The sequence below is a fragment of the Pseudomonas sp. COW5 genome (genome assembly GCF_026240005.1).
GTDB classification, from domain to species: domain Bacteria; phylum Pseudomonadota; class Gammaproteobacteria; order Pseudomonadales; family Pseudomonadaceae; genus Aquipseudomonas; species Aquipseudomonas kribbensis.
Window position 1 is genome coordinate 4,434,876 of record NZ_JAPHVP010000001.1, and the last position, 20,223, is coordinate 4,455,098.

General features: G+C 60.0%; 20 protein-coding genes. 12 read left to right on the forward strand and 8 right to left on the reverse strand.

What is annotated here, in order from left to right:
* Positions 1–195: 195 nt before the first annotated feature.
* Positions 196–1,590 carry a Si-specific NAD(P)(+) transhydrogenase gene (gene sthA / locus OQ248_RS20200; protein WP_085713150.1) on the forward strand — a complete coding sequence of 465 codons (1,395 nt, stop codon included), beginning with the start codon at positions 196–198 and terminating at the stop codon, positions 1,588–1,590.
* 42 nt (positions 1,591–1,632) lie between these two features.
* Here sthA and OQ248_RS20205 read toward each other — a convergent pair whose 3' ends face one another.
* Positions 1,633–2,355, reverse strand: a complete 723-nt coding sequence (locus OQ248_RS20205) for a glycerophosphodiester phosphodiesterase (RefSeq protein ID WP_248741248.1) — start codon at positions 2,353–2,355, stop codon at positions 1,633–1,635.
* Between the two features lie 13 nt (positions 2,356–2,368).
* The gene (locus tag OQ248_RS20210; protein ID WP_265813750.1) at positions 2,369–2,950 is read right to left on the reverse strand and encodes a PilZ domain-containing protein; all 582 of its coding nucleotides are present in this window, start codon (positions 2,948–2,950) and stop codon (positions 2,369–2,371) included.
* A gap of 94 nt (positions 2,951–3,044) precedes the next feature.
* Between OQ248_RS20210 and OQ248_RS20215 the strand changes: the two genes are divergently transcribed.
* From OQ248_RS20215 to OQ248_RS20225, 3 genes are all read left to right on the forward strand, one after another.
* Positions 3,045–4,295 carry a lipoprotein-releasing ABC transporter permease subunit gene (locus tag OQ248_RS20215; RefSeq protein WP_085733492.1) on the forward strand — a complete coding sequence of 417 codons (1,251 nt, stop codon included), beginning with the start codon at positions 3,045–3,047 and terminating at the stop codon, positions 4,293–4,295.
* A 7-nt stretch (positions 4,296–4,302) separates the two neighbouring features.
* Positions 4,303–4,986 carry a lipoprotein-releasing ABC transporter ATP-binding protein LolD gene (lolD, locus tag OQ248_RS20220; RefSeq protein ID WP_167443782.1) on the forward strand — a complete coding sequence of 228 codons (684 nt, stop codon included), beginning with the start codon at positions 4,303–4,305 and terminating at the stop codon, positions 4,984–4,986.
* Positions 4,987–5,049: 63 nt separating this feature from the next.
* Positions 5,050–6,294, forward strand: a complete 1,245-nt coding sequence (locus OQ248_RS20225) for a lipoprotein-releasing ABC transporter permease subunit (RefSeq protein ID WP_265813751.1) — start codon at positions 5,050–5,052, stop codon at positions 6,292–6,294.
* Positions 6,295–6,324: 30 nt separating this feature from the next.
* On the opposite strand, the gene OQ248_RS20230 is transcribed toward OQ248_RS20225, so the two are convergent.
* Together OQ248_RS20230 and OQ248_RS20235 are read right to left on the reverse strand one after the other, a co-directional pair.
* The gene (locus tag OQ248_RS20230; RefSeq protein WP_265813752.1) at positions 6,325–7,665 is read right to left on the reverse strand and encodes a heavy metal sensor histidine kinase; all 1,341 of its coding nucleotides are present in this window, start codon (positions 7,663–7,665) and stop codon (positions 6,325–6,327) included.
* A complete protein-coding gene (locus tag OQ248_RS20235) occupies positions 7,665–8,345 on the reverse strand; it encodes a heavy metal response regulator transcription factor (RefSeq protein WP_265813753.1) in 681 nt (226 codons plus the stop codon). The genes OQ248_RS20230 and OQ248_RS20235 overlap by 1 nt, the downstream gene beginning before the upstream one ends.
* Positions 8,346–8,500: 155 nt before the next feature.
* Here OQ248_RS20235 and OQ248_RS20240 point away from each other — a divergent pair, with 155 nt between their 5' ends.
* Together OQ248_RS20240 and queF are read left to right on the forward strand one after the other, a co-directional pair.
* Entirely contained in the window at positions 8,501–9,034 is a 534-nt protein-coding gene (locus tag OQ248_RS20240; protein WP_085713158.1) for a cupredoxin family protein, read from the forward strand.
* A gap of 61 nt (positions 9,035–9,095) precedes the next feature.
* Positions 9,096–9,926: an NADPH-dependent 7-cyano-7-deazaguanine reductase QueF gene (gene queF / locus OQ248_RS20245; protein WP_265813754.1), complete on the forward strand. Its 831-nt coding sequence runs from the start codon at positions 9,096–9,098 to the stop codon at positions 9,924–9,926.
* 170 nt (positions 9,927–10,096) lie between these two features.
* On the opposite strand, the gene OQ248_RS20250 is transcribed toward queF, so the two are convergent.
* Together OQ248_RS20250 and OQ248_RS20255 are read right to left on the reverse strand one after the other, a co-directional pair.
* The gene (locus OQ248_RS20250; protein ID WP_248743343.1) at positions 10,097–10,360 is read right to left on the reverse strand and encodes a DUF4404 family protein; all 264 of its coding nucleotides are present in this window, start codon (positions 10,358–10,360) and stop codon (positions 10,097–10,099) included.
* Between the two features lie 108 nt (positions 10,361–10,468).
* Positions 10,469–11,089, reverse strand: coding sequence for an HAD family phosphatase (locus tag OQ248_RS20255; protein ID WP_265813755.1), 621 nt, complete (start codon positions 11,087–11,089; stop codon positions 10,469–10,471).
* 186 nt (positions 11,090–11,275) lie between these two features.
* On the opposite strand from OQ248_RS20255, the gene OQ248_RS20260 reads away from it, so the two are divergent.
* The 3 genes from OQ248_RS20260 to rssC all read left to right on the forward strand — a co-directional run bounded on the left by OQ248_RS20260 (position 11,276) and on the right by rssC (position 13,953).
* Entirely contained in the window at positions 11,276–11,965 is a 690-nt protein-coding gene (locus OQ248_RS20260; RefSeq protein WP_085713162.1) for a VacJ family lipoprotein, read from the forward strand.
* A 324-nt stretch (positions 11,966–12,289) separates the two neighbouring features.
* Entirely contained in the window at positions 12,290–13,471 is a 1,182-nt protein-coding gene (gene rssB / locus OQ248_RS20265; protein ID WP_085713163.1) for a two-component system response regulator RssB, read from the forward strand.
* On the forward strand, positions 13,471–13,953 hold the full coding sequence (gene rssC, locus OQ248_RS20270) for an anti-sigma factor antagonist RssC (protein WP_042560140.1): 483 nt from the start codon (positions 13,471–13,473) through the stop codon (positions 13,951–13,953). The genes rssB and rssC overlap by 1 nt, the downstream gene beginning before the upstream one ends.
* Positions 13,954–14,025: 72 nt before the next feature.
* Here the strand turns inward: rssC and tal are convergent, their stop codons facing one another.
* Both tal and OQ248_RS20280 read right to left on the reverse strand, forming a co-directional pair.
* Positions 14,026–14,952: a transaldolase gene (gene tal, locus OQ248_RS20275; RefSeq protein ID WP_114884366.1), complete on the reverse strand. Its 927-nt coding sequence runs from the start codon at positions 14,950–14,952 to the stop codon at positions 14,026–14,028.
* Between the two features lie 192 nt (positions 14,953–15,144).
* Entirely contained in the window at positions 15,145–16,089 is a 945-nt protein-coding gene (locus tag OQ248_RS20280; RefSeq protein ID WP_265813756.1) for a glycosyl hydrolase family 5, read from the reverse strand.
* A gap of 302 nt (positions 16,090–16,391) precedes the next feature.
* Between OQ248_RS20280 and OQ248_RS20285 the strand changes: the two genes are divergently transcribed.
* Genes OQ248_RS20285 through OQ248_RS20295 form a run of 3 tightly spaced genes read left to right on the forward strand, consistent with a single transcriptional unit; the run spans position 16,392 to position 20,223 of the window.
* Entirely contained in the window at positions 16,392–16,832 is a 441-nt protein-coding gene (locus OQ248_RS20285; RefSeq protein ID WP_265813757.1) for a low molecular weight protein-tyrosine-phosphatase, read from the forward strand.
* A gap of 38 nt (positions 16,833–16,870) precedes the next feature.
* A complete protein-coding gene (locus OQ248_RS20290) occupies positions 16,871–19,099 on the forward strand; it encodes a polysaccharide biosynthesis tyrosine autokinase (RefSeq protein WP_265813758.1) in 2,229 nt (742 codons plus the stop codon).
* A gap of 41 nt (positions 19,100–19,140) precedes the next feature.
* On the forward strand, positions 19,141–20,223 hold the full coding sequence (locus OQ248_RS20295; RefSeq protein ID WP_347710546.1) for a glycosyltransferase: 1,083 nt from the start codon (positions 19,141–19,143) through the stop codon (positions 20,221–20,223).

The following is a 20,223-nucleotide window of genomic DNA, read 5'->3' on the forward strand; positions in this document are numbered from 1 at the left end:
ACAATGCGAAAGCTGGCGTTGTAGTGCAGGCAAAAGTAGCCTACGACGCGACCAAGGGTTAATGTGCGCGGCGTTGACGCTTCTATAGACTGTGTCCGGGTTTTCAACTGGCCCCCAATTGTTCCTTCGCGCCGTCGTTCGGCGTGATTTAGCCGCCGGTGCTGCTGGCACCGCGGCCTGTTCTGAGGAGTACGCATGGCTGTCTACAACTACGACGTGGTGGTGCTGGGTTCCGGCCCGGCGGGAGAAGGCGCGGCAATGAACGCCGCCAAAGCAGGGCGCAAGGTGGCGATGGTCGACAGCCGTCGCCAGGTCGGCGGTAACTGCACCCACCTGGGCACCATCCCGTCCAAGGCCCTGCGTCACTCGGTGCGGCAGATCATGCAGTTCAACACCAACCCGATGTTCCGTGCGATCGGGGAGCCGCGCTGGTTCTCCTTCCCGGACGTGTTGAAAAGCGCCGAGAAAGTCATCTCCAAGCAAGTCGCCTCGCGTACCGGCTACTACGCCCGTAACCGCGTCGACGTGTTCTTCGGCACCGGCAGCTTCGCCGACGAGCAGACCATCGAAGTGGTCTGCGCCAACGGCGTGGTCGAGAAACTGGTGGCCAAGCACATCATCATCGCCACCGGTTCGCGTCCTTATCGCCCGGCGGACATCGATTTCCACCACCCGCGTATCTACGATAGCGACACCATCCTCAGCCTCGGCCACACCCCGCGCAAACTGATCGTTTACGGCGCCGGCGTGATCGGTTGCGAATATGCATCGATCTTCAGTGGTCTGGGTGTACTGGTCGAGCTGGTGGACAACCGCGGCCAGTTGCTGAGCTTCCTCGATTCGGAAATCTCCCAAGCGTTGAGCTACCACTTCAGCAACAACAACATCACCGTGCGCCACAACGAAGATTACGACCGCGTCGAAGGCGTGGACAACGGTGTGATCCTGCACCTGAAGTCCGGCAAGAAGATCAAGGCGGACGCCTTGCTCTGGTGCAACGGCCGTACCGGCAACACTGACCAGTTGGGTCTGGAAAACATCGGGATCAAGGTCAACAGCCGCGGTCAGATCGAAGTCGACGAGAACTACCGCACCTGCGTGCAGAACATCTATGGCGCCGGCGACGTGATCGGCTGGCCAAGCCTGGCCAGTGCCGCCCACGACCAGGGTCGCTCGGCGGCCGGCAGCATCGTCGACAATGGCAGCTGGCGTTTCGTGAATGACGTGCCGACCGGCATCTACACCATTCCGGAGATCAGCTCGATCGGCAAGAACGAGCAGGAACTGACCCAGGCCAAAGTGCCGTACGAAGTGGGCAAGGCGTTCTTCAAGAGCATGGCGCGTGCGCAGATCGCCGGCGAGCCGCAAGGCATGCTGAAGATCCTGTTCCACCGCGAAACCCTGCAGGTGCTGGGCGTTCACTGCTTCGGCTATCAGGCGTCGGAGATCGTGCACATCGGTCAGGCGATCATGAACCAGCCGGGTGAGCTGAATACCCTGAAGTACTTCGTCAACACGACGTTCAACTACCCGACCATGGCCGAAGCCTATCGGGTAGCGGCGTACGACGGCCTCAACCGGCTTTTTTGACGGGCTCCGGCCGGTGGCCTGAGCCGGCCGGGGAGACCGATTTCAGCAATTCCCGAGGGTGGCAGTGGCCAAACCGGGAAAGTCTGTAATCAGGCTGTCAACGCCGAAGTCGGCGAGTCTGCGCATCAGCGCAGGCTCGTTGACGGTCCACACCGACACATGCAGCCCCTGACGCTGCGCCTTCTGCAGGCGTTCCGGCGTACACAGCGTCCAGTTCAGTGCCAGAATCTCGCAGCCGTAGCTTGCCGCGACCTTCAGCGGGTCGAGCCAGGCATATTCGGCCACCAGACCCCGTGACACGTCCGGTACCAGATCCAGCGCAGCCTTCAATACTTCCCGCGAACTCGAGGTGATCGTTACCTTGTCGAGCAGCCCGTGCCTGACTGCCATTTCACGGATGGCCAGCACGGTGGTCGCGGCGCGGGTGCGCGAAGCGCTTTTGACTTCGAGCTGCCAGTGCTCGAAATCACATTTCTCGAACAGCTCTTCCAGGGTCGGAATCGGGCATGGCTTGATCCAGCCCGGGCCGCCCTTGCGGGCGTCGTAGGTCACCAGATCGGCGGCGGTGTGCTCGACCACCTTGCCACGGCGCTCGGTGGTGCGCTTGAGGGTCGGGTCGTGGATGACCATCAGCTCGCCGTCCTTGGACAGGTGCAGATCCAGTTCGCAACGGCGTACGCCGTGCTTGAGACATTCCTGAAAGCTGGTCAGGGTGTTTTCCGGTGCTTCGCCCTTGGCGCCGCGGTGGCCGTAGATAAGGGTCACGGTTCTTCCTTAATTAAATGCCTGATTCGTTCTGTTCGCGGGCCAGGCGTCGTTCCTGGGCCTGCTTTTGCAAGATATAGCGGGCGAGCAACTGGCGCTGGGCATCGGTCAAGTGTTCGAACTCGGTGCCGATGTCGTAGCCGTCGCCCTTGCGGTCGCAATGAGTGACCCGGGCGCGCAGCAGCAGGCCGTGGGCCTGTGGCATCAACACCATTTTTACCGACAGGCGCGAGCCGGCGGCTATCGGGGTCGGGTTCTGGAAGTCGACACCGCCCTCGGAAATAATCACCGGTTGCGACTCACCGATCTGCCCCAGTGCGGTCAGGGCGATGACCTGACTGAGCAGGTCGATGCGCTTGTTCTGGGATTTCAGGAACGCCGCGATGGCCCGGTCGCGCTCGTTGATCTGGCGCAACAGGTGCTGCGATTCGAATTCGCTCAGGTGCAGTTCACTGAGCACGTTGAATAACGGGGAAGCATCCTGCAACACTTCCTGGCCTGCGGCTTCGGCAGCGGACAGGGGCCGAATTTCCAGTGCGATCGAATCCTCGATACGGTAGTATTCGCGGCGATCTTCTTCATCTAATGTCGACATGGCGAACCCATGGTAGCGGCGGTGGTCTGAGTGTAAAGCTGGTTATCGACCCCCGCCACAAGGACGTTCCTTTTCCCTCCGAACAAGCCCCGACATGTTCAGACCTCTCTTCGTATTTATCGGCACGCGTTACACCCGTGCAAAGCGTCGCAATCATTTTGTGTCGTTCATTTCCCTGACTTCGATGATCGGGCTCGCCCTTGGCGTGGTCGTGATGATCGTGGTGCTGTCGGTGATGAACGGCTTCGATCATGAAATGCGCACCCGCGTGCTGGGCATGGTGCCCCACGCGACCATCGAATCCGGTGAAGCCATCAGCGACTGGCCGAGCCTGGCCGCCAAGGTCAAGCAGAACCCGCAGGTGGCGGCCGTCGCGCCGTTCACCCAGATGCAGGGGCTGCTGACCAACAACGGCCAAGTGTCCAAGGTGTTGCTCAATGCCATCGATCCGGCGCTGGAACGCAACGTCTCGATCATCGACAACTTCATGAAGCAGGGCAAACTCGACGATCTGACGCCGGGCAGCTTCGGCATCGTGATCGGCGACAAGGCCGCGACAAAGCTCGGCGTGGGCCTCGGTGACAAGATCACCTTCGTCGCGCCGGAGGTCAGCGTGACCCCGGCGGGGATGTTCCCGCGCATGAAACGCTTCACCGTGGTCGGCATCTTCCATGTCGGCGCCGGTGAGCTGGACGGTTACCTGGGCGTGACGAACTTGCAGGATCTGGCGAAGATGCACCGCTGGAAGCCTGATCAGGTGCAAGGCCTGCGTCTGAAGTTCGACGATCTGTTCCAGGCACCGCGTGAAGCGTGGAACATCGCCCAACGCCTCGGCGAAGACCATTACTACGCCCGCGACTGGACTCGCACCCACGGCAACCTGTATCAGGCGATCCGCATGGAAAAAGCCATGATCGGCCTGCTGTTGCTGCTGATCGTCGCGGTTGCCGCGTTCAACATCATTTCCACGCTGGTGATGGTGGTGAACGACAAGAAGGGCGACATCGCCATCCTGCGCACGCTGGGCGCCACGCCTGGCACGATCATGCGTACGTTCATGGTGCAGGGCACGGTGATCGGCGTGGTCGGTACGGCCATCGGCGCCGTGGTCGGCATCCTGGCGGCGCTCAATGTCAGCGCGGCGATTTCGGCACTCGAAGGCTTGATCGGGCACAAGTTCCTCAATGCCGACGTGTACTTCATCGATTACCTGCCGTCGCAGGTGCAGAGCCAGGATGTGATCATGGTCTGCGCTGCTGCGTTGGTCCTGAGTTTCCTCGCCACCCTGTATCCAGCCTGGCGTGCCGCGCGCACCCAGCCGGCGGAGGCGCTACGTTATGAGTGAGTCGGGCATGAGTGAAAAAGCAATCCTGAGCTGCCGCAACCTGGGCAAGTCCTACGAGGAAGGCCCGGAGTCGGTGGAAGTGCTGGCCAACCTGCAACTGGAGCTGCATCCGGGCGAGCGCGTGGCGATCGTCGGCAAGTCCGGTTCGGGCAAAAGTACCTTGCTCAACCTGCTGGGCGGTCTCGATACGCCGACCAAGGGCAGCGTCTGGCTCGACGGTGAAGAGCTGTCGGCGCTGAGCGAGAAGAAACGTGGCCTGCTGCGCAACCGTGCCCTCGGCTTCGTGTACCAGTTCCACCACTTGCTGCCGGAATTCACCGCGCTGGAAAACGTCTGCATGCCGCTGCTGATCGGCAAGACCGCAATTCCCGAGGCGCGTCAGCGGGCCACAGCCTTGCTGGAACGAGTGGGTCTGGGCCATCGCCTGGAACACAAACCGGCCGAGCTGTCCGGTGGCGAACGCCAGCGCGTGGCCATCGCCCGCGCTCTGGTAAACAACCCGGGCCTGGTGATGCTCGACGAGCCGACCGGCAACCTTGACTCCCACACCGCCGAAGGCATTCAGGACCTGATGCTGGAACTCAGCACCTCGATGCGCACGGCGTTCCTGGTGGTGACTCACGACATGAACCTGGCTCGCCAGATGGACCGCGTCCTGCAACTGCAGGAAGGTTGCCTGACCCCCATCTGACGGCTTGAAACCCGATGCCTGAAAAGGCGTCGGGTCTTTTATTTTTATACGGTGCCCCAGCGAATGTTCAGACCGTTATCGATCTTTATCGGCACGCGCTATACCCGCGCCAAGCGCCGCAATCGCTTTGTTTCATTCATTTCGATGACCTCGATGATCGGTCTCGCCCTCGGCGTGCTGGCGATGATCGTAGTGCTGTCGGTGATGAACGGCTTCCAGCGTGAAATGAGTTCGCGCATCCTCGGCATGGTGCCTCACGCGACCATCGTCGGCGTCAAGCCGATCGATGACTGGCAGCCAGTGGCCGCCGCTGCATTGAAGAATCCTGAAGTGACCGCCGCCGTGCCGTTCACCGAGATGGAAGGCATGCTGTCCTACAAGGGCATGATGCAGCCGATCCAGATCAGTGGCGTCGATCCGGCCCAGGAAGGCAAGGTGTCGATCGTTGCCCAGCACATTGTTCAGGGCCGTCTCGATGCGTTGAAGCCGGGCGAATTCGGTGTGGTGCTGGGTGAAATCACGGCCCGGCGCTTCCGCCTGAACGTTGGCGACAAGATCACCCTGATCGTGCCGGAAGTCAGCACTGCACCGGGCGGCATCACCCCGCGCATGCAGCGTTTGAATGTGGTCGGCATCTTCAAGGTCGGCGCCGAGCTGGACGGTTCCATGGGCCTGATCCATGTGGCCGACGCCGCGACGATGCAGCACTGGGAGCCGAATCAGGTGCAGAGTGTGCGTCTTGCGGTGAAAGATCTCTACGCTGCACCGAAGGTTTCGTCCGACATCGCCACCGGTCTCGGCACTGATTTCAAGGCTGACGACTGGACCCACACCCAGGGCAGCCTGTTCAGCGCGATGAAAATGGAAAAGACCATGATCGGTCTGTTGCTGCTGATGATCGTCGCGGTGGCGGCGTTCAACATCATCGCGACCCTGATCATGGTGGTGAACGACAAGGGTGCGGACATCGCGATCCTGCGCACCATCGGCGCCACGCCACGGCAGATCATGGCGATCTTCATGGTGCAGGGCACGGTGATCGGCATCGTCGGCACCATCATCGGTGGCGTGCTGGGCGTGATTGCTGCGCTGAACGTCAGTGAGATGGTGGGCTGGGTCGAGCGAGTGAGCGGACAGCACATCTTCAGTTCCGACGTGTATTTCGTCAGCAACCTGCCCTCGGAATTGCAGGGCGGCGACGTGCTGCTGATCTGCTCGGCAGGCTTCATTCTCAGCTTCCTGGCCACGGTTTACCCGGCCTGGCGAGCGGCGAAGATCGAGCCGGCGCACGCGTTGCGCTATTCGTAAGTTCCTCCATTGAGGCCGGCATTGCCGGCCTCAATCGTTTTGCGGCAACTCAATCACAAACCGCGTCCAGCCCTGAGTCGATTCGCAACGAATCTGCCCGCCATGGGCCCTGATGATCGACTGAGTGATCGCCAGCCCCAATCCGGCATGTTCGCTGCTGCCTTCCTGGCGTGCCGGATCAGCCCGGTAAAAGCGGTCGAACAAACGCGGCAACAACTCCGAAGAAATCCCCTCGCCACTGTTCTCGACGGTCACTCTCAAGGATTTCGCCTGCTCGACTATCTGCACACGCACATCGCCTGCGGCCGGGGTAAAGCGCAACGCGTTATCCAGCAGATTCGACAGCGCCCGGCGCAGCATCGCGCGGTCACCTTCAAACCGACCCTCACCGTCACGGCTCAGGCTGACCTGAGCGTCTTCGGCCAGCGGTGCGAAAAACTCCAGCAACGCATCGGCTTCTTCCGCCAGTTCCAGCGGTTCGCGCTTGGGCACCAGCAATCCGTGGTCGGCCTTGGCCAGATAAAGCATGTCGTTGACCAGTTGCGCCATCCATTGCAGCTCTTCGAGGTTGCTGTGCAATGCCTCGCGATAATCTTCGAGCGGGCGCGGCCGGGTGAGGGTGACCTGTGTGTGGGTCAGCAGGTTCGACAGCGGGGTGCGCAGTTCATGGGCGATGTCGGCGGAGAATGCCGATAGACGCTGAAAAGAATCATCGAGACGTCCGAGCATGGCGTTGAAGCTGTGGGCCAGTTCCGTAAGTTCCGCAGGCATCTGCGCTTCCGGGAGTCGGGCATTCAGCGATTGTGCGGAAATCCCGCGTGCCACGGCGCTCATGCGGCGCAATGGACGAAGACCGCTTCGGGCGGCCCAGGCACCGAGCAGTGCGGTCGCCAGCGCCGAAAGACCGACAGTCAGCCAGATCAGATGCTGCATGCGTTGCAGGAAGTGCTGGTGATGGGTGATGTCCAGCAGCAAGGTTAACTGCGGTGAGTCGGGTTGTTCCGGGGAGAGCGGGGCGTTGAGCAGACGATAGTCCGTGCCGTTGTCGTTGACGGTGGCCAGACCGGGCCGCTGCGGCAGGTTCACCGGCATTTGCAGGGAGCGGCCGAACCAGCGCTGCCCCTCGGGGCCGCTTATGCGTAACGAGACATCGCCCTGTTGGCTCAACTCCTCGGTGATATGTGCGGCATCGCTGCCACTCAGCAACGTCTGACGCACATTGATCAGCTTGCTTTCGAGCAATTGTTGATCGAGTTCAATGAAGTGCGCCTCGCTGGCCCGATTGAAAACCACGCCCGCCACCAGCGAAACCGTCGCGGTGCACGCCGCAAACAGCAACGCCAGCCGACTGCCGAGTGACAGGCGGCGCATCAGAGGGGACGCTCTTCAAGCACGTAACCCATGCCACGCACGGTGTGGATCAGTTTGTCGGGAAAGTCATCATCGATTTTCAGGCGCAGGCGGCGGATCGCCACTTCGATCACATTGGTATCGCTGTCGAAGTTCATGTCCCAGACCTGCGAGGCGATCAGGGATTTGGGCAGCACTTCCCCCTGGCGGCGCAGTAGCATTTCCAGCAGGGCAAACTCTTTCGCCGTGAGGTCGATGCGCTGGCCGCTGCGTTCGACGCGCCGGCGAATCAGGTCCAGGCGCAGGTCGGCCAGCTGCAGGCAGGTTTCCTGAGGCGCGGTGCTGCCGCGGCGCAACAGACTACGCACCCTGGCCAACAGTTCGGAGAAGGCGAAGGGTTTGACCAGATAATCGTCGGCACCGAGTTCCAGGCCGTGAACCCGGTCTTCCACGGTGTCTTTGGCGGTCAGAAACAGGATCGGCGTTTCCAGCCCGGCACTGCGTACCGCTTGCAGAATCTGCCAGCCATTGCGCCCGGGCAGCATCACGTCGAGGATCAGCAGGGCGTAGTCACCGCTCAACGCCAGTTGTTGCCCGGTGTTGCCGTCGGCCACCAGCTCGGTGTTGAAGCCGGCCTCGGTCAGGCCCTGGCGCAGGTAGTGGCCGGTTTTCGGTTGGTCTTCGACGATCAGCAGTTTCATGGGCAACTCGGGGTTGTAGGATCGAAAGCTTTATACCGTGGGACATTGTCACAAGCGCCAACCTGACAAAGTTGTAATCTGCCTGTCAGGTAGCTGCCAGCGCGGGCGGGCTAGAGTTTCCCACAGGCTGAACCTTTTCTTGTTGGAGTATGACTATGTTTTTGCGCAACCCTCTGGCCGTCGCCGCCTGTTTGCTGGCGCTGAGTTCATCCGTCTGGGCCGACCCTGCGCACACGTATGACTTCGGCCAGCCGGCCCCGGCCGCCAAGGCCAGTCGCAGCATTGAAGTGGTGATGGGCGACATGTCGTTCGATCCGAAGGCCATCGACATCAAGGCCGGTGAGACCATTCGTTTTGTTTTGGTGAATAAAGGCCAGTTGCTGCACGAATTCAACCTCGGCGATGCAGCGATGCATGCCAAACATCAGCAGGAAATGCTGCAGATGCAGCAAAGCGGCATGCTGACGCCGACCGGCATGAAAGAAATGTCCCACGATATGGCGGGGATGGATCATGCGTCGATGGGGCACGTCATGAAGCACGACGACCCCAACAGCGTGCTGGTCGAACCGGGCAAGACCGCCGAGTTGACCTGGACCTTCAGCAAGGCGACCAGCCTGGAGTTCGCCTGCAACATTCCCGGGCATTACCAGGCCGGAATGGTCGGCAAACTGACTGTCAGTCAGTAAGCACTCAAAGGCGGGAGCAAAGGCTGATAGAATCCGCTGATTCTTCAGTCAGGTTTCCGCCATGCATCCCGCAGCCGAACATTCGCCGCTGGGCAAGTCCAGCGAATACATCGCCACTTACACACCGTCCCTGCTGTTCCCGATTCCGCGCACCGCGAAGTGGGCCGAACTGGGCCTGACCGCCGAGACCCTGCCGTATAAAGGTGTGGATTTCTGGAACTGCTTCGAACTGTCGTGGCTGCTGCCGTCGGGCAAACCGGTGGTGGCGATCGGCGAATTCAGCATTCCGGCGGACTCGCCGAACATCATTGAATCCAAGTCGTTCAAGCTGTACCTGAACTCGTTGAACCAGACCCCGTTCGCCGATACAGCGAGCCTGGAAGAGACGCTGGTCAAGGACTTGTCCGCCGCTGCCGGCAAACCGGTGGGCGTACGGGTTCGCAGCCTGAAAGAGGTTGAAGCCGAAGGCGTGGTTGCGCTGCCGGGGGTGTGCATCGACGATCTGGATATCAGCGTCAGCAACTACGAACATCCGCGTCCTGAACTGCTGCGCTGCGACGATTCGCGCGTGGTGGAGGAGAGCGTGCACAGCCATCTGCTCAAATCCAACTGCCCGGTGACCAGCCAGCCGGACTGGGGCAGCGTGGTGGTGGAATACCGTGGTGCGGCGCTGGATCACGCCAGCCTGCTGGAATACATCGTCAGCTTCCGCCAGCATTCGGACTTCCACGAGCAATGCGTCGAGCGGATCTTCCTCGACCTGCAGCGTTTGCTGAAACCGGAAAAACTCACGGTGTTTGCACGTTATGTGCGCCGGGGCGGGCTGGACATCAACCCGTATCGCAGCACTGAAAGCGTGAAGTTGCCGAACCATCGTCTGGTTCGTCAGTAAAAAATCAATGTGGGAGCGAGCTTGCTCGCGATCGCAATTTGTCAGTGACGTTAATGTTGGCTGATACACCGCAATCGCGAGCAAGCTCGCTCCCACAAAGGTTGTGTTCCAAGTTCCAGATATGAAAAAGCCCTGCCATCGCTGGCAGGGCTTTTTTGCATTTGCGGGTTTCAGATTCCCATGCTGACCAGGGAATTTACGATGTTGCGCAATGTACCGGCAATGGCGGGATGTTCGAGTTCAAAGCGATCAACTGCCAGATTCACACCGTCGGCGATGCTGGAATCCTGTGTCTTGGTTTCCAGTTCAAGTTCCAGTTCGATCTGTTGCATCAGTGCGTGCAGGTCTGCGCGCTCGGCTTCCGACAGCGGCGGATTCTGATCCAGTTGCTCGCGCAGGGTATTGAGCTGTTCTTGCAGTTCGCGGGCGGGCATGGTGTTTTCCTTTTATCGAGAGGCACTGGCATAGACCGCAGCCGTGCGCCAAAGGTCTATGGCTCTCCTTAAGACTAATCCACTCTGCTGCAACCTGCATGATCCCGGTCAGGGCTTTTCGCCTTTGAGACGGCGCAGGCTGATGTCGGCCAGGCAGGTGTCGAGTTCGCCCAGATGATCGATCACCGAGTGCACGCCCAGGCCGAAAAGCTGCACGGTGGCCTTGCCGCGCAGTTGTTCACGTTCTTTCTGGCTGAGGGCTTGCCATTCGCTCGGGGCCAGGCCGCAGAGTGAGCCGCAAGACGCCAGGCCAATGGTCCACAGCCCGGCATTCAGGCCCGATTGCAGCAGGCGCGGTTCGCCACTGACCAGCACGCAGCCGTCCAGGCGATCGACATTCAACGACATCAGGGCTTGCCAGCAGGCATTCGGTGCCGGCCAGGGATTGTGTGTTGCCGAATGTTGCGAAGGTTTGATCCAGCCCGGCAATCCGGATGCAAGCACCTGGGTGAGGGCAGGGGGCAAATCATCGAGCCAGGCGCAGGGGATCAGCTGGCGCTGCAGGCTGTGCAGGCTGTCGAGCGCGCCCGGCGTGGCATCGGCGTGCTCCGTGTCGGGGCTGGCGTTATGACGGGCACGGGCGCCGAAGTCCACCAGGCAGCCGCTGAGCCCGAACAGCACGGCTGTCAGGTTGGGTGCTGAAAGGGGCAAGGCTTCGGCTTGAGGCATGGAAAACGTCCCTGAAATAGAAGTCAGGCTAAGCATGGCCGGTGACAGTTGGATGACAAGTGCGTGACGATGCGTCCTACAGAGGTGTTCACGCCGGAAATGCCTAAAACCTTGTTTCCGTCTTATACTGCACCTCTTATGACCGTGGCCCGCATGCCGCGTATGTACAATCCAAGGAGTTTTTCTATGCGCTGGAGCAACCCTCTCGCTCAGCTTTGTGTATGCGCCAGCGTGATGCTGGTTCCGTTCGTTGCCCAGGCGGCAACGGAAGAAGACCCTTGGGAAAGCGTCAACCGTCCGATCTTCCAGTTCAACGACTTCGTCGACACCTACGCGCTGAAACCTCTGGCGCAGGGCTATGAATATGTAACGCCGCAATTCCTGGAAGACGGCATCCACAACATGTTCCGCAACGTGGGTGACATCACCAACCTGGCGAACAACATCCTGCAGGCCAAACCGGCCGCTGCCGGTGTCGACACCGCGCGTCTGATCTTCAACACCACCTTCGGCCTGCTGGGCTTCTTCGACGTGGGCACCAAGATGGGCCTGCAGCGCAGCGACGAAGACTTCGGCCAGACCCTCGGCTACTGGGGCGTCAGCAGCGGTCCGTACGTGATGCTGCCGTTGCTCGGCCCGAGCACTCTGCGTGATGCACCGTCCAAGTATGTGGATACCTACACCGCACCGTACCGCTACATGAACGACATCCCGGCGCGTAACACCATCTACGGCCTGAACATCGTCGACACCCGCGCCAGCCTGCTGTCCAGCGAGAAGCTGATCAGCGGCGACAAGTACACGTTCATCCGCAATGCCTACCTGCAGAACCGCGAGTTCAAGGTCAAGGACGGTCACGTCGAAGACGATTTCTGATTTCGACTTGTGAACCACGAAAAGGCGACCGAAAGGTCGCCTTTTTTTGTCCGCGCGTCCTTCCATTGAGTTACGGTTTCGAACGTTCTTATAACTCTCTGTGATTTGACAAACAAAGTCGTCAAGCGACGATCCGCGCATGCTTGAAACGCTCGAAGGATGGGAGTACCGTCTGCGCCTTAGAAGGGCACCTCTGGTGCATCCGTGTGCGGGGCAAACGCTCCGAAGCGGTGCAGCAGAGAGGCTAGAAAGCGAATCCAGTAGTCTGCGCCGGGCCTTTGCCCCGCCTGCTACGCCAACCTAATTCTGGCGCCGTTTGCCCACATGCCAAAAACCAGTGCCACGCTGCTGATAATCGATGATGACGAAGTAGTGCGCGCGAGCCTCGCGGCCTATTTGGAAGACAGTGGTTTCAGCGTCTTGCAGGCCAGTAACGGCCAGCAGGGTCTCCAGGTATTCGAGCAAGACAAGCCCGACTTGGTCATCTGCGATCTGCGCATGCCGCAGATGGGCGGTCTCGAACTCATTCGTCAGGTCACCGAGCGGTCACCACAGACGCCTGTGATCGTGGTTTCCGGTGCCGGCGTGATGAACGACGCGGTCGAGGCCCTGCGCCTGGGGGCGGCGGACTACCTGATCAAGCCTCTCGAAGATCTGGCCGTGCTCGAGCACTCTGTGCGCCGGGCCCTGGATCGTGCGCGTCTGCTGCTGGAAAACCAGCGCTACCGTGAGAAGCTGGAAAAGGCCAACCGTGAGCTCGAAGCCAGCCTGAACCTGCTCCAGGAAGACCAGAACGCCGGTCGCCAGGTGCAGATGAACATGCTGCCGGAAAGCCCCTGGACCATCGACGCGTTCAAGTTCGCCCACCAGATCATCCCGTCGTTGTACCTGTCGGGTGATTTTGTCGACTATTTCCGGGTGGACGAGCGTCGGGTCGCGTTCTATCTGGCGGACGTGTCGGGCCATGGCGCCTCTTCGGCGTTCGTCACGGTGCTGCTGAAGTTCATGACCACGCGCTTGCTGTTCGAGTCCAAGCGCAACGGTACCTTGCCGGAATTCAAGCCTTCGGAAGTCCTTGGTCATATCAACCGGGGGCTGATCAGTTGTAAGCTGGGTAAACACGTCACAATGGTCGGTGGAGTCATCGACGAGGAGACCGGTTTGTTGACCTATAGCATCGGCGGCCATCTGCCGTTGCCTGTGTTGTACACGCCTGACAGTGTTCGCTACCTCGAGGGGCGCGGTCTGCCGGTGGGGCTTTTCAACGAAGCCACCTACGAAGACCACGTGCTCGAGCTGCCACCGACGTTCAGCCTGACGCTGATGTCTGATGGCATTCTGGATCTTTTGCCAGAACCCACACTCAAAGAGAAAGAAGCTGCCTTGCCCCAACGGGTCAAGTCGGCGGGCGGCAGCCTGGATGGCCTGCGGCAGGTTTTTGGATTGGCCACGCTAGGGGAGATGCCGGATGATATCGCCTTGTTGGTGTTGAGCAGGAATCTTTAATGAGTACCGGTAGAATCCAGTTCGCCGAGCAGGATGGCACCTTCGTCCTGAAGTTCGTCGGTGAAGTTCGCCTGACCCTGTGTTCGGCGTTGGATGCGACTATTGAAAAGATCTTCACCGCGCTGAATTTCAACGCGATCGTGATCGATCTGACCGAAACCCGCAGCATCGACAGCACCACGCTGGGCCTGCTGGCCAAGCTGTCGATCCTGTCGCGGCAAAAGGTCGGCCTGCTGCCGACCGTGGTCACCACCCACGACGACATCACCCGTCTGTTGCAATCGATGGGTTTCGAGCAGGTGTTCAATATCGTCAACCATCCCGTGCCTTGCCCGGAATGCCTCGATGACCTGCCGGATCAGGATCAGTCGGAGGAGGTCGTGCGGATCAAGGTGCTGGAAGCGCACAAGATCCTCATGGGCCTGAACGATTCCAACCGCGAAGCCTTCCATGATCTGGTGAATGCCCTCGAAAGGCATTGATTCCCCAGCCATCCGGCACAAAAAAGGGCGAACCTGTGAGGGTTCGCCCTTTTTGCGTTTGCCGTCAGCCCGTTACAGCTTGGCTTGCAGCAGCGCCTCGAGTTTTTCCTGGTCGCGGGCAAACTGACGGATGCCTTCGGCCAGTTTCTCGGTGGCCATCGCGTCTTCGTTGGACAACCAGCGGAATTGCGATTCGTTGAGGCTCAGGCGTGCTTCGCCGGCGTGACCCGGGGCCAGTTTGCGCTCCAGTTTGCCGGTGTCTGCCGCCAGCTTGTCGATCAGGTCCGGGCTGATGGTCAGGCGGTCGCAGCCGGCCAGTTGCTCGATCTGATTGAGGTTGCGGAAGCTCGCGCCCATGACCACGGTCTTGTAGTCATTGGCCTTGTAGTAGTTGTAGATGCGCGTCACGGACTGCACGCCCGGATCATCGGCGCCGGTGTAGTCGTTGCCGTTGGCCTTCTTGTACCAGTCGTAGATGCGACCCACGAACGGCGAAATCAGGAACACGCCGGCATCGGCGCAAGCGGCGGCCTGAGCGAAGGAGAACAGCAGGGTCAGGTTGGTCTGGATGCCTTCCTTCTCCAGCACTTCGGCGGCACGGATGCCTTCCCAGGTCGAAGCGATCTTGATCAGCACGCGGTCGCGGCCAACGCCGGCCTTGTCGTACAGCTCGATCAGACGGTGCGCACGCTTGAGCATCGCGTCCTTGTCGAACGACAGGCGGGCATCCACTTCGGTGGAAATGCGGCCCGGGATCACTTTGAGGATTTCCTGACCCACCGCGACGCCGAAACGGTCGCTGGCCAGGCCGACATCGCCCTTGCAGTCGCGAACGGCGGCGTTCAGCAGCTCGGCATAGGCCGGAATGGCCGCAGCCTTGAGCAGCAGGGAAGGGTTGGTGGTGGCGTCGACCGGCTTGACCCGGGCAATCGCTTCGAAGTCGCCGGTGTCGGCAACCACGGTGGTGAACTGTTTGAGTTGTTCCAGCTTGGAAGTCATGAGCGTGCTCTGTCCTATGGGTCTGACGACATTACCCGAGCGCTGACAGGCACTCAAGGGCATGTGGATGTATCGATAGCCCCGCAGGCAACAACCTGAAAACGGCTGTTTGAAAGGGCGGGGCGCGGTATCGATAGATACGATGCCAAATCGCGGCACAGGTTCAAAGCAACTGACTGATGAATATGAACGCTACTCGGAGTCCAGCTGCGTTCTGGCGGCCGCTTCCGCCGGTTTTGGTTGCCCGCCTGCGGTCTGCAAACCGAAGTTCTTTTCGCGGTCATCGCTGCCCGCATCATTGTTTTTCCACTCGTAGATCGACGTCAGTGGAATCTGCAGCCGTTTCACATCGGCAATGAACGCCGCGACCTTGGTGGCCTGCCCGTCGGGACCGCCGTTGGAGGCCAGTGCCGAAATCCCCCATTCACTGATGACGCCCGGCAGGTGGAAATTCTGCTGGATGAAGGTCTGCGCATTGCCGATCTGCGTCGCCGTCATGCCATAGGGATGGTAGGAAATGGCGCTCAGGCATTTCGGATACGCACCGAGAATGCTGTTCAGCGCCACGGTCGAGGCCGAACCGGCGCTCGGTGGCCGGGCGAAGCCGAAACCGATCACGGGAGTGGTGGTGGGATTGTCTTGCAGCGCCTTGCACATGGCGCTCATGAACGGCGCAAACGTGGTGCTGAAATTGCCCGTGGGCCAGTACGTGTTCAGATCCGGTTCATTCCAGATTTCAATCGCGACCAGTTGAGAACCATACGTCTGCTCCAGGCTGTTCACTGCGCTGGCAAACGCCGTGCCGGCGGTGGCCGGGTCTGTCGACAGCGGTTTGATGGCGCGCACCGTCATCAGCACCGGCAACCCCGCGGATCCGGCGGCGGCAAACGCATCGCCAAGCTGTTTCTGATAGGTCTTGTCGCCGAGGCTGTCGCTCCACGCGCCCAGGCGCACGAAACTGAAGCCCGCCGCCTTTATCTGCGCGGCATCGGATGCGGAAAAACTCTGGACCTTGACCTGGATGCCGACCGTTCGGTGGGGCAGGGCGGGGAACAACTCGCTGGCATCGACCTGAGCCATTGTGCCGAACAACAAAAGGGAAAGGGCGCCGAGACGTTTGAGATGTGCTGCTTTCATGTCTGCTCTCCTGATGAGAAATGACATCTAGCCAATGTTTATCTCGTTACTTTCATGCGATGCCGAAAAGGCCGAAAAGTGCACGAATGTTATTTTTTGTCGGAAAACTTTCGGCGAAAGAAGCGCCGAAAATCACAGTTATTTTTAGTCCGGTAATTCTGGTTGGGTGACTTTTGGACCCCGTGGTACTTAATGCACCGGTACTAACAGGCGAAACTGTTTCCGAGTGCAGGAAAGTCCTTTGGATTCATTTAAGTCCACGGGACATGTTGGCCGATTGACATTACACGGGAAAGTAAACCTTGTTCAAAAAGATCCTTGTCGTCTGCGTCGGCAATATTTGCCGAAGTCCGACAGCAGAACTGTTGCTGCGTACCGCACTGGCGCCCTCGACCATCACGGTCGCCTCCGCAGGCTTGTCCGCCAGGGTTGGCGAGTCCATGGAGGCGACGGCCCGCAAGGTGCTGGAAGAACGCGGGCAGTGCGCCGAAGGCTTCAAGGCGCGGCAACTGACAGCGGACATCGTCAATGAATCAGACCTGATTCTGGTCATGGAAAAAGAGCATGTAAAACAAGTACTGAAGATTGCCTCTCACGCCAGGGGCAAAGTGTTTCTTCTCGGCAAGTGGCAGAACGAACGAGAAATACAGGATCCGTATCGTCAAGGGCAGGCCGCTTTTATTCATGCCCATGCATTGATTGAAGATGCTGTTGGCTCCTGGGCACAGCGCCTCGGGCATTGATGAATATTCTTCAGAACAGTGAGTGGTAAGAAAGACTTATGCAGTTACCGTCAGTAGTCGGCACCCGTGACAACGATCAAGACAGTATTGATCTTCTCGGCATATTCGGCAGTTTGATCGATCAGAAATGGTTGATCGGTGCCTTCACCGGCGCGTTCATGATGACCGGCGTTGCTTACGCGATTCTGGCCACGCCGGTGTATCTGGCCAACGCGCTGGTGCAGGTCGAGCCGAAAAAGAACGACATGCTCGGCTTCTCCGACCTCAACAGCATGCTCGGCGGTCAGTCGCCGTCCGTGACCGAGATCGGCATCATCAAATCCCGCGCGGTGATCGGCAAGACCGTCGACGATCTGCGCCTGGACATCGATGTCACACCCAATACGTTCCCGGTGATCGGCGGTTTTCTCTCGCGCCGCTATCGCGGTGAAACCGAACTCAGCGTCGCGCCATCACGTTTCGGGCTGAGCAGCTACGCGTGGGGCGGTGAGCGCCTGGAGTTCGCCCGGCTCGATCTGCCCAAGGAACTGCTGGGCAAGAAACTCAGCCTGATCGCCGGCGAGCAACAGCGCTTCCAGTTGTTCGACGACAACGACAATCTGCTGGCAGAAGGCACTGCCGGTGAAGCCTTCGTACAGGATGGCGTAGAGGGGCAGATCACGCATTTGCAGGCCAACCCCGGGACCCGTTTCGAAGTGGTGCGCTACCCACGAATCGTGACCATTCAGGGCTATCAGGACGCACTGGATATTTCCGAGCAAGGCAAGGAGTCGGGGATCATCCGTCTGGCCCTGGCCAGTACCGACGCCGCCGAAGCGGTGAAGATCCTCAACAAGATCGCCTCCCTGTACGTGGACCAGAACGTACGCCGTACCTCGGCCGAAGCGGCGCAGAGCCTGGCCTTCCTGCAAAGCCAGTTGCCGCAGGTCAAACGCGATCTGGCCAAGGCCAGCGATGCGCTAAACGCCTACCAGACGCGCGGCAAGACCGTGAACATCTCCCTGGAAACCCAATCGGTGCTCGGCCAGTCCGTCGCCCTCGAAACGCGGATTTCCGAGCTGAAAATGCAGCAGGCGGAAATGGATCGCAAGTTCACCAGACAGCATCCGGCCTATCGGGCACTGATGACCCAGATCGGTGAATTGACCCAGCAACAGAAGTCCCTGGAAGGCAAGGTTGGCGACCTGCCGGCCACGCAACAGGAACTGCTCAACCTGACCCGCGATGTCGAAGTCGCTTCGCAGATCTACACCCAGTTGCTGAACAAGTCCCAGGAACTGGACATCATTCGTGCCGGCGCCGTGGGCAACGTGCGTCTGGTGGATTCGGCGGATGTCGACCTGACCAGTCCGGTCAAGCCGAAGAAAGCCCTGATCGTGCTGATCGCGACCTTCCTCGGCGCTTTTGTCGGCGTGGCGCTGGTGCTGTTGCGCAAGTCCCTCAGCAAGGGTCTGGAAGGGCCGGAAGCCATTGAGCAGCTCGGCTTGCCGGTCTACGCCTCGATCCCTTACAGCGCACTGCAACAGGAAGAGGACACCAAGAAAGTCCGCGCCAAAGTCACGGCGGACACACCAGCCTATCTGCTGGCCTTGCGCAATCCGACGGACCTGTCCATCGAGTCGATCCGCAGCCTGCGCACTTGCCTGCATTTCGCGGCGCTGGATTCGACCAACAACCGCATCATGATTTCCGGCCCGAGCCCGCAGGTCGGCAAGACGTTCGTGTCGTCCAACCTCGCGGCGGTCATGGCCCAGAGCGGCCAGCGCGTGGTGCTGATCGATGCCGACATGCGCAAGGGGCATCTGCACAAATCGCTGAACACACCGATCACCAATGGTTTGTCGGACTTGCTGGTCAAGCGCTGCACTCTGGAACAGGCGATCAACAAGGTCGAAGTCGACAACCTGCACTTCATCAGTCGTGGCCAGGTGCCGCCCAATCCTTCCGAGCTTTTGATGCACGCCAACTTCCGCGAACTGCTGGCGGAACTCAGCGAGCGCTACGACGTGGTGATCATCGATACACCACCGCTGCTGGCGGTGACGGACGCGGCGATTGTCGGCCGTGAAGCGGGCATCAGCCTGATCGTCGCGCGCTTCGGGGTGAACCCGGCCAAAGAAGTCGAGCTGACCATTCGCCGCTTCGCCCAGAACGGCATCGAGTTGAAAGGCGCGGTGTTCAACGGCGTCGAGAAGCGTGCGGCCAGTTACTACGGCAACGGCGGCTACGGCTATTACAACTACGAATACGCGTCCGACAAATCCTGAGTTTCAGCGATTGTTCTTACAGGCAACAAAGTGGGTGGGTTGTGAAAAAAATACTGCACGTGGCTGAAACGATAAAAGGTGGCGTGGCGACGGTGATCCGCACGATTTCGGCATCCCCGGACGATGCGCAAGCGAACTACGAGCTGGTGTATCTGGTGCCGCAGGATCAGGAAAAGGAGCTGCACGGCATCGCCCCGCAGCAGATCCGCACCTTCGAGCGAACCGGGCGCAATGTGCCGTCGTTGCTGCGTTTTGCCTGGCGACTGATGCAAGTGATGCTCAAGGAAAAGCCCGACGTCGTGCACCTGCACAGCACGTTTTCCGGAGTGATCGGCCGTTGCGTGTGCGTGCTTCTGCGGCCGTGGCGCAAACCGAAAATCGTCTATTGCCCGCATGCCTTTTCGTTCCTGATGGAAAGCTCGCCGATCAAGCAGAAAGTCTATGCGTGGATTGAGCGCGTATTGCAGAAAGTCACCGACACGATCATTTGCGTCAGCCAGTACGAGATGGACAAAGCCGCAGCGTTCGGCATCGAGCGCAAGCGCATGCGGCTGATCTATAACGGCATCCATCCGAAGGATGACGAGCGCAAAGCCGAGAGTCCGCAGCCGATTCATCTGCTGTTCGTCGGCCGGCTCGACTATCAGAAAGGCTTCGACGTGCTGCTCAAGGCCTACGCCAAGACCGGGCGCAACGACCTGAAACTGACGGTGGTCGGCAGTGCGGTCAACGAGGCGACAGTCGAGTGTCCGCCAATGGACGGCGTCCAGTACCTGCCGTGGGTCACCCCGGCGGAAGTCAACGCGCTGTATCAGCAGGCCGATGCGCTGATTGTTCCGAGTCGCTGGGAAGGCTTTGCCATGGTGCCGCTGGAAGGCATGGCGCTGGGCTTGCCGGTGATTGCCAGCGACTGCACGTCGCTGCCGGAACTGGTGACCCACGGGGTCTCCGGCTACGTGTTCCCCACCGGTGACCACCACGCGCTGGCCGACCGCCTGAAGCAGATCCAGAAACCCGCGTTGTCAGCCCTCGGCCTCGAAGGCCGGCGCATCGTCCGCGAGCGCTTCAGCGCCGCGTTGATGATCCGCCAGACCTACGACGTGTATTCCGCTCCCTCTTATTAA

Excerpts from the sequence above, each read along its gene's own strand:
- OQ248_RS20255 (WP_265813755.1), bottom strand. The coding sequence starts at position 11,089 with ATGCCTCAAGCCGAAGCCTTGCCCCTTTCAGCACCCAACCTGACAGCC.
- OQ248_RS20210 (WP_265813750.1), bottom strand. The coding sequence starts at position 2,950 with ATGTCGACATTAGATGAAGAAGATCGCCGCGAATACTACCGTATCGAG.
- OQ248_RS20215 (WP_085733492.1), top strand. The coding sequence starts at position 3,045 with ATGTTCAGACCTCTCTTCGTATTTATCGGCACGCGTTACACCCGTGCA.
- rssC (WP_042560140.1), top strand. The coding sequence starts at position 13,471 with ATGAGTACCGGTAGAATCCAGTTCGCCGAGCAGGATGGCACCTTCGTC.
- OQ248_RS20280 (WP_265813756.1), bottom strand. The coding sequence starts at position 16,089 with ATGAAAGCAGCACATCTCAAACGTCTCGGCGCCCTTTCCCTTTTGTTG.
- OQ248_RS20235 (WP_265813753.1), bottom strand. The coding sequence starts at position 8,345 with ATGAAACTGCTGATCGTCGAAGACCAACCGAAAACCGGCCACTACCTG.
- tal (WP_114884366.1), bottom strand. The coding sequence starts at position 14,952 with ATGACTTCCAAGCTGGAACAACTCAAACAGTTCACCACCGTGGTTGCC.
- queF (WP_265813754.1), top strand. The coding sequence starts at position 9,096 with ATGCATCCCGCAGCCGAACATTCGCCGCTGGGCAAGTCCAGCGAATAC.
- lolD (WP_167443782.1), top strand. The coding sequence starts at position 4,303 with ATGAGTGAAAAAGCAATCCTGAGCTGCCGCAACCTGGGCAAGTCCTAC.
- rssB (WP_085713163.1), top strand. The coding sequence starts at position 12,290 with ATGCCAAAAACCAGTGCCACGCTGCTGATAATCGATGATGACGAAGTA.
- OQ248_RS20230 (WP_265813752.1), bottom strand. The coding sequence starts at position 7,665 with ATGCGCCGCCTGTCACTCGGCAGTCGGCTGGCGTTGCTGTTTGCGGCG.
- OQ248_RS20250 (WP_248743343.1), bottom strand. The coding sequence starts at position 10,360 with ATGCCCGCCCGCGAACTGCAAGAACAGCTCAATACCCTGCGCGAGCAA.
- OQ248_RS20290 (WP_265813758.1), top strand. The coding sequence starts at position 16,871 with ATGCAGTTACCGTCAGTAGTCGGCACCCGTGACAACGATCAAGACAGT.
- OQ248_RS20225 (WP_265813751.1), top strand. The coding sequence starts at position 5,050 with ATGTTCAGACCGTTATCGATCTTTATCGGCACGCGCTATACCCGCGCC.
- OQ248_RS20240 (WP_085713158.1), top strand. The coding sequence starts at position 8,501 with ATGTTTTTGCGCAACCCTCTGGCCGTCGCCGCCTGTTTGCTGGCGCTG.
- sthA (WP_085713150.1), top strand. The coding sequence starts at position 196 with ATGGCTGTCTACAACTACGACGTGGTGGTGCTGGGTTCCGGCCCGGCG.
- OQ248_RS20260 (WP_085713162.1), top strand. The coding sequence starts at position 11,276 with ATGCGCTGGAGCAACCCTCTCGCTCAGCTTTGTGTATGCGCCAGCGTG.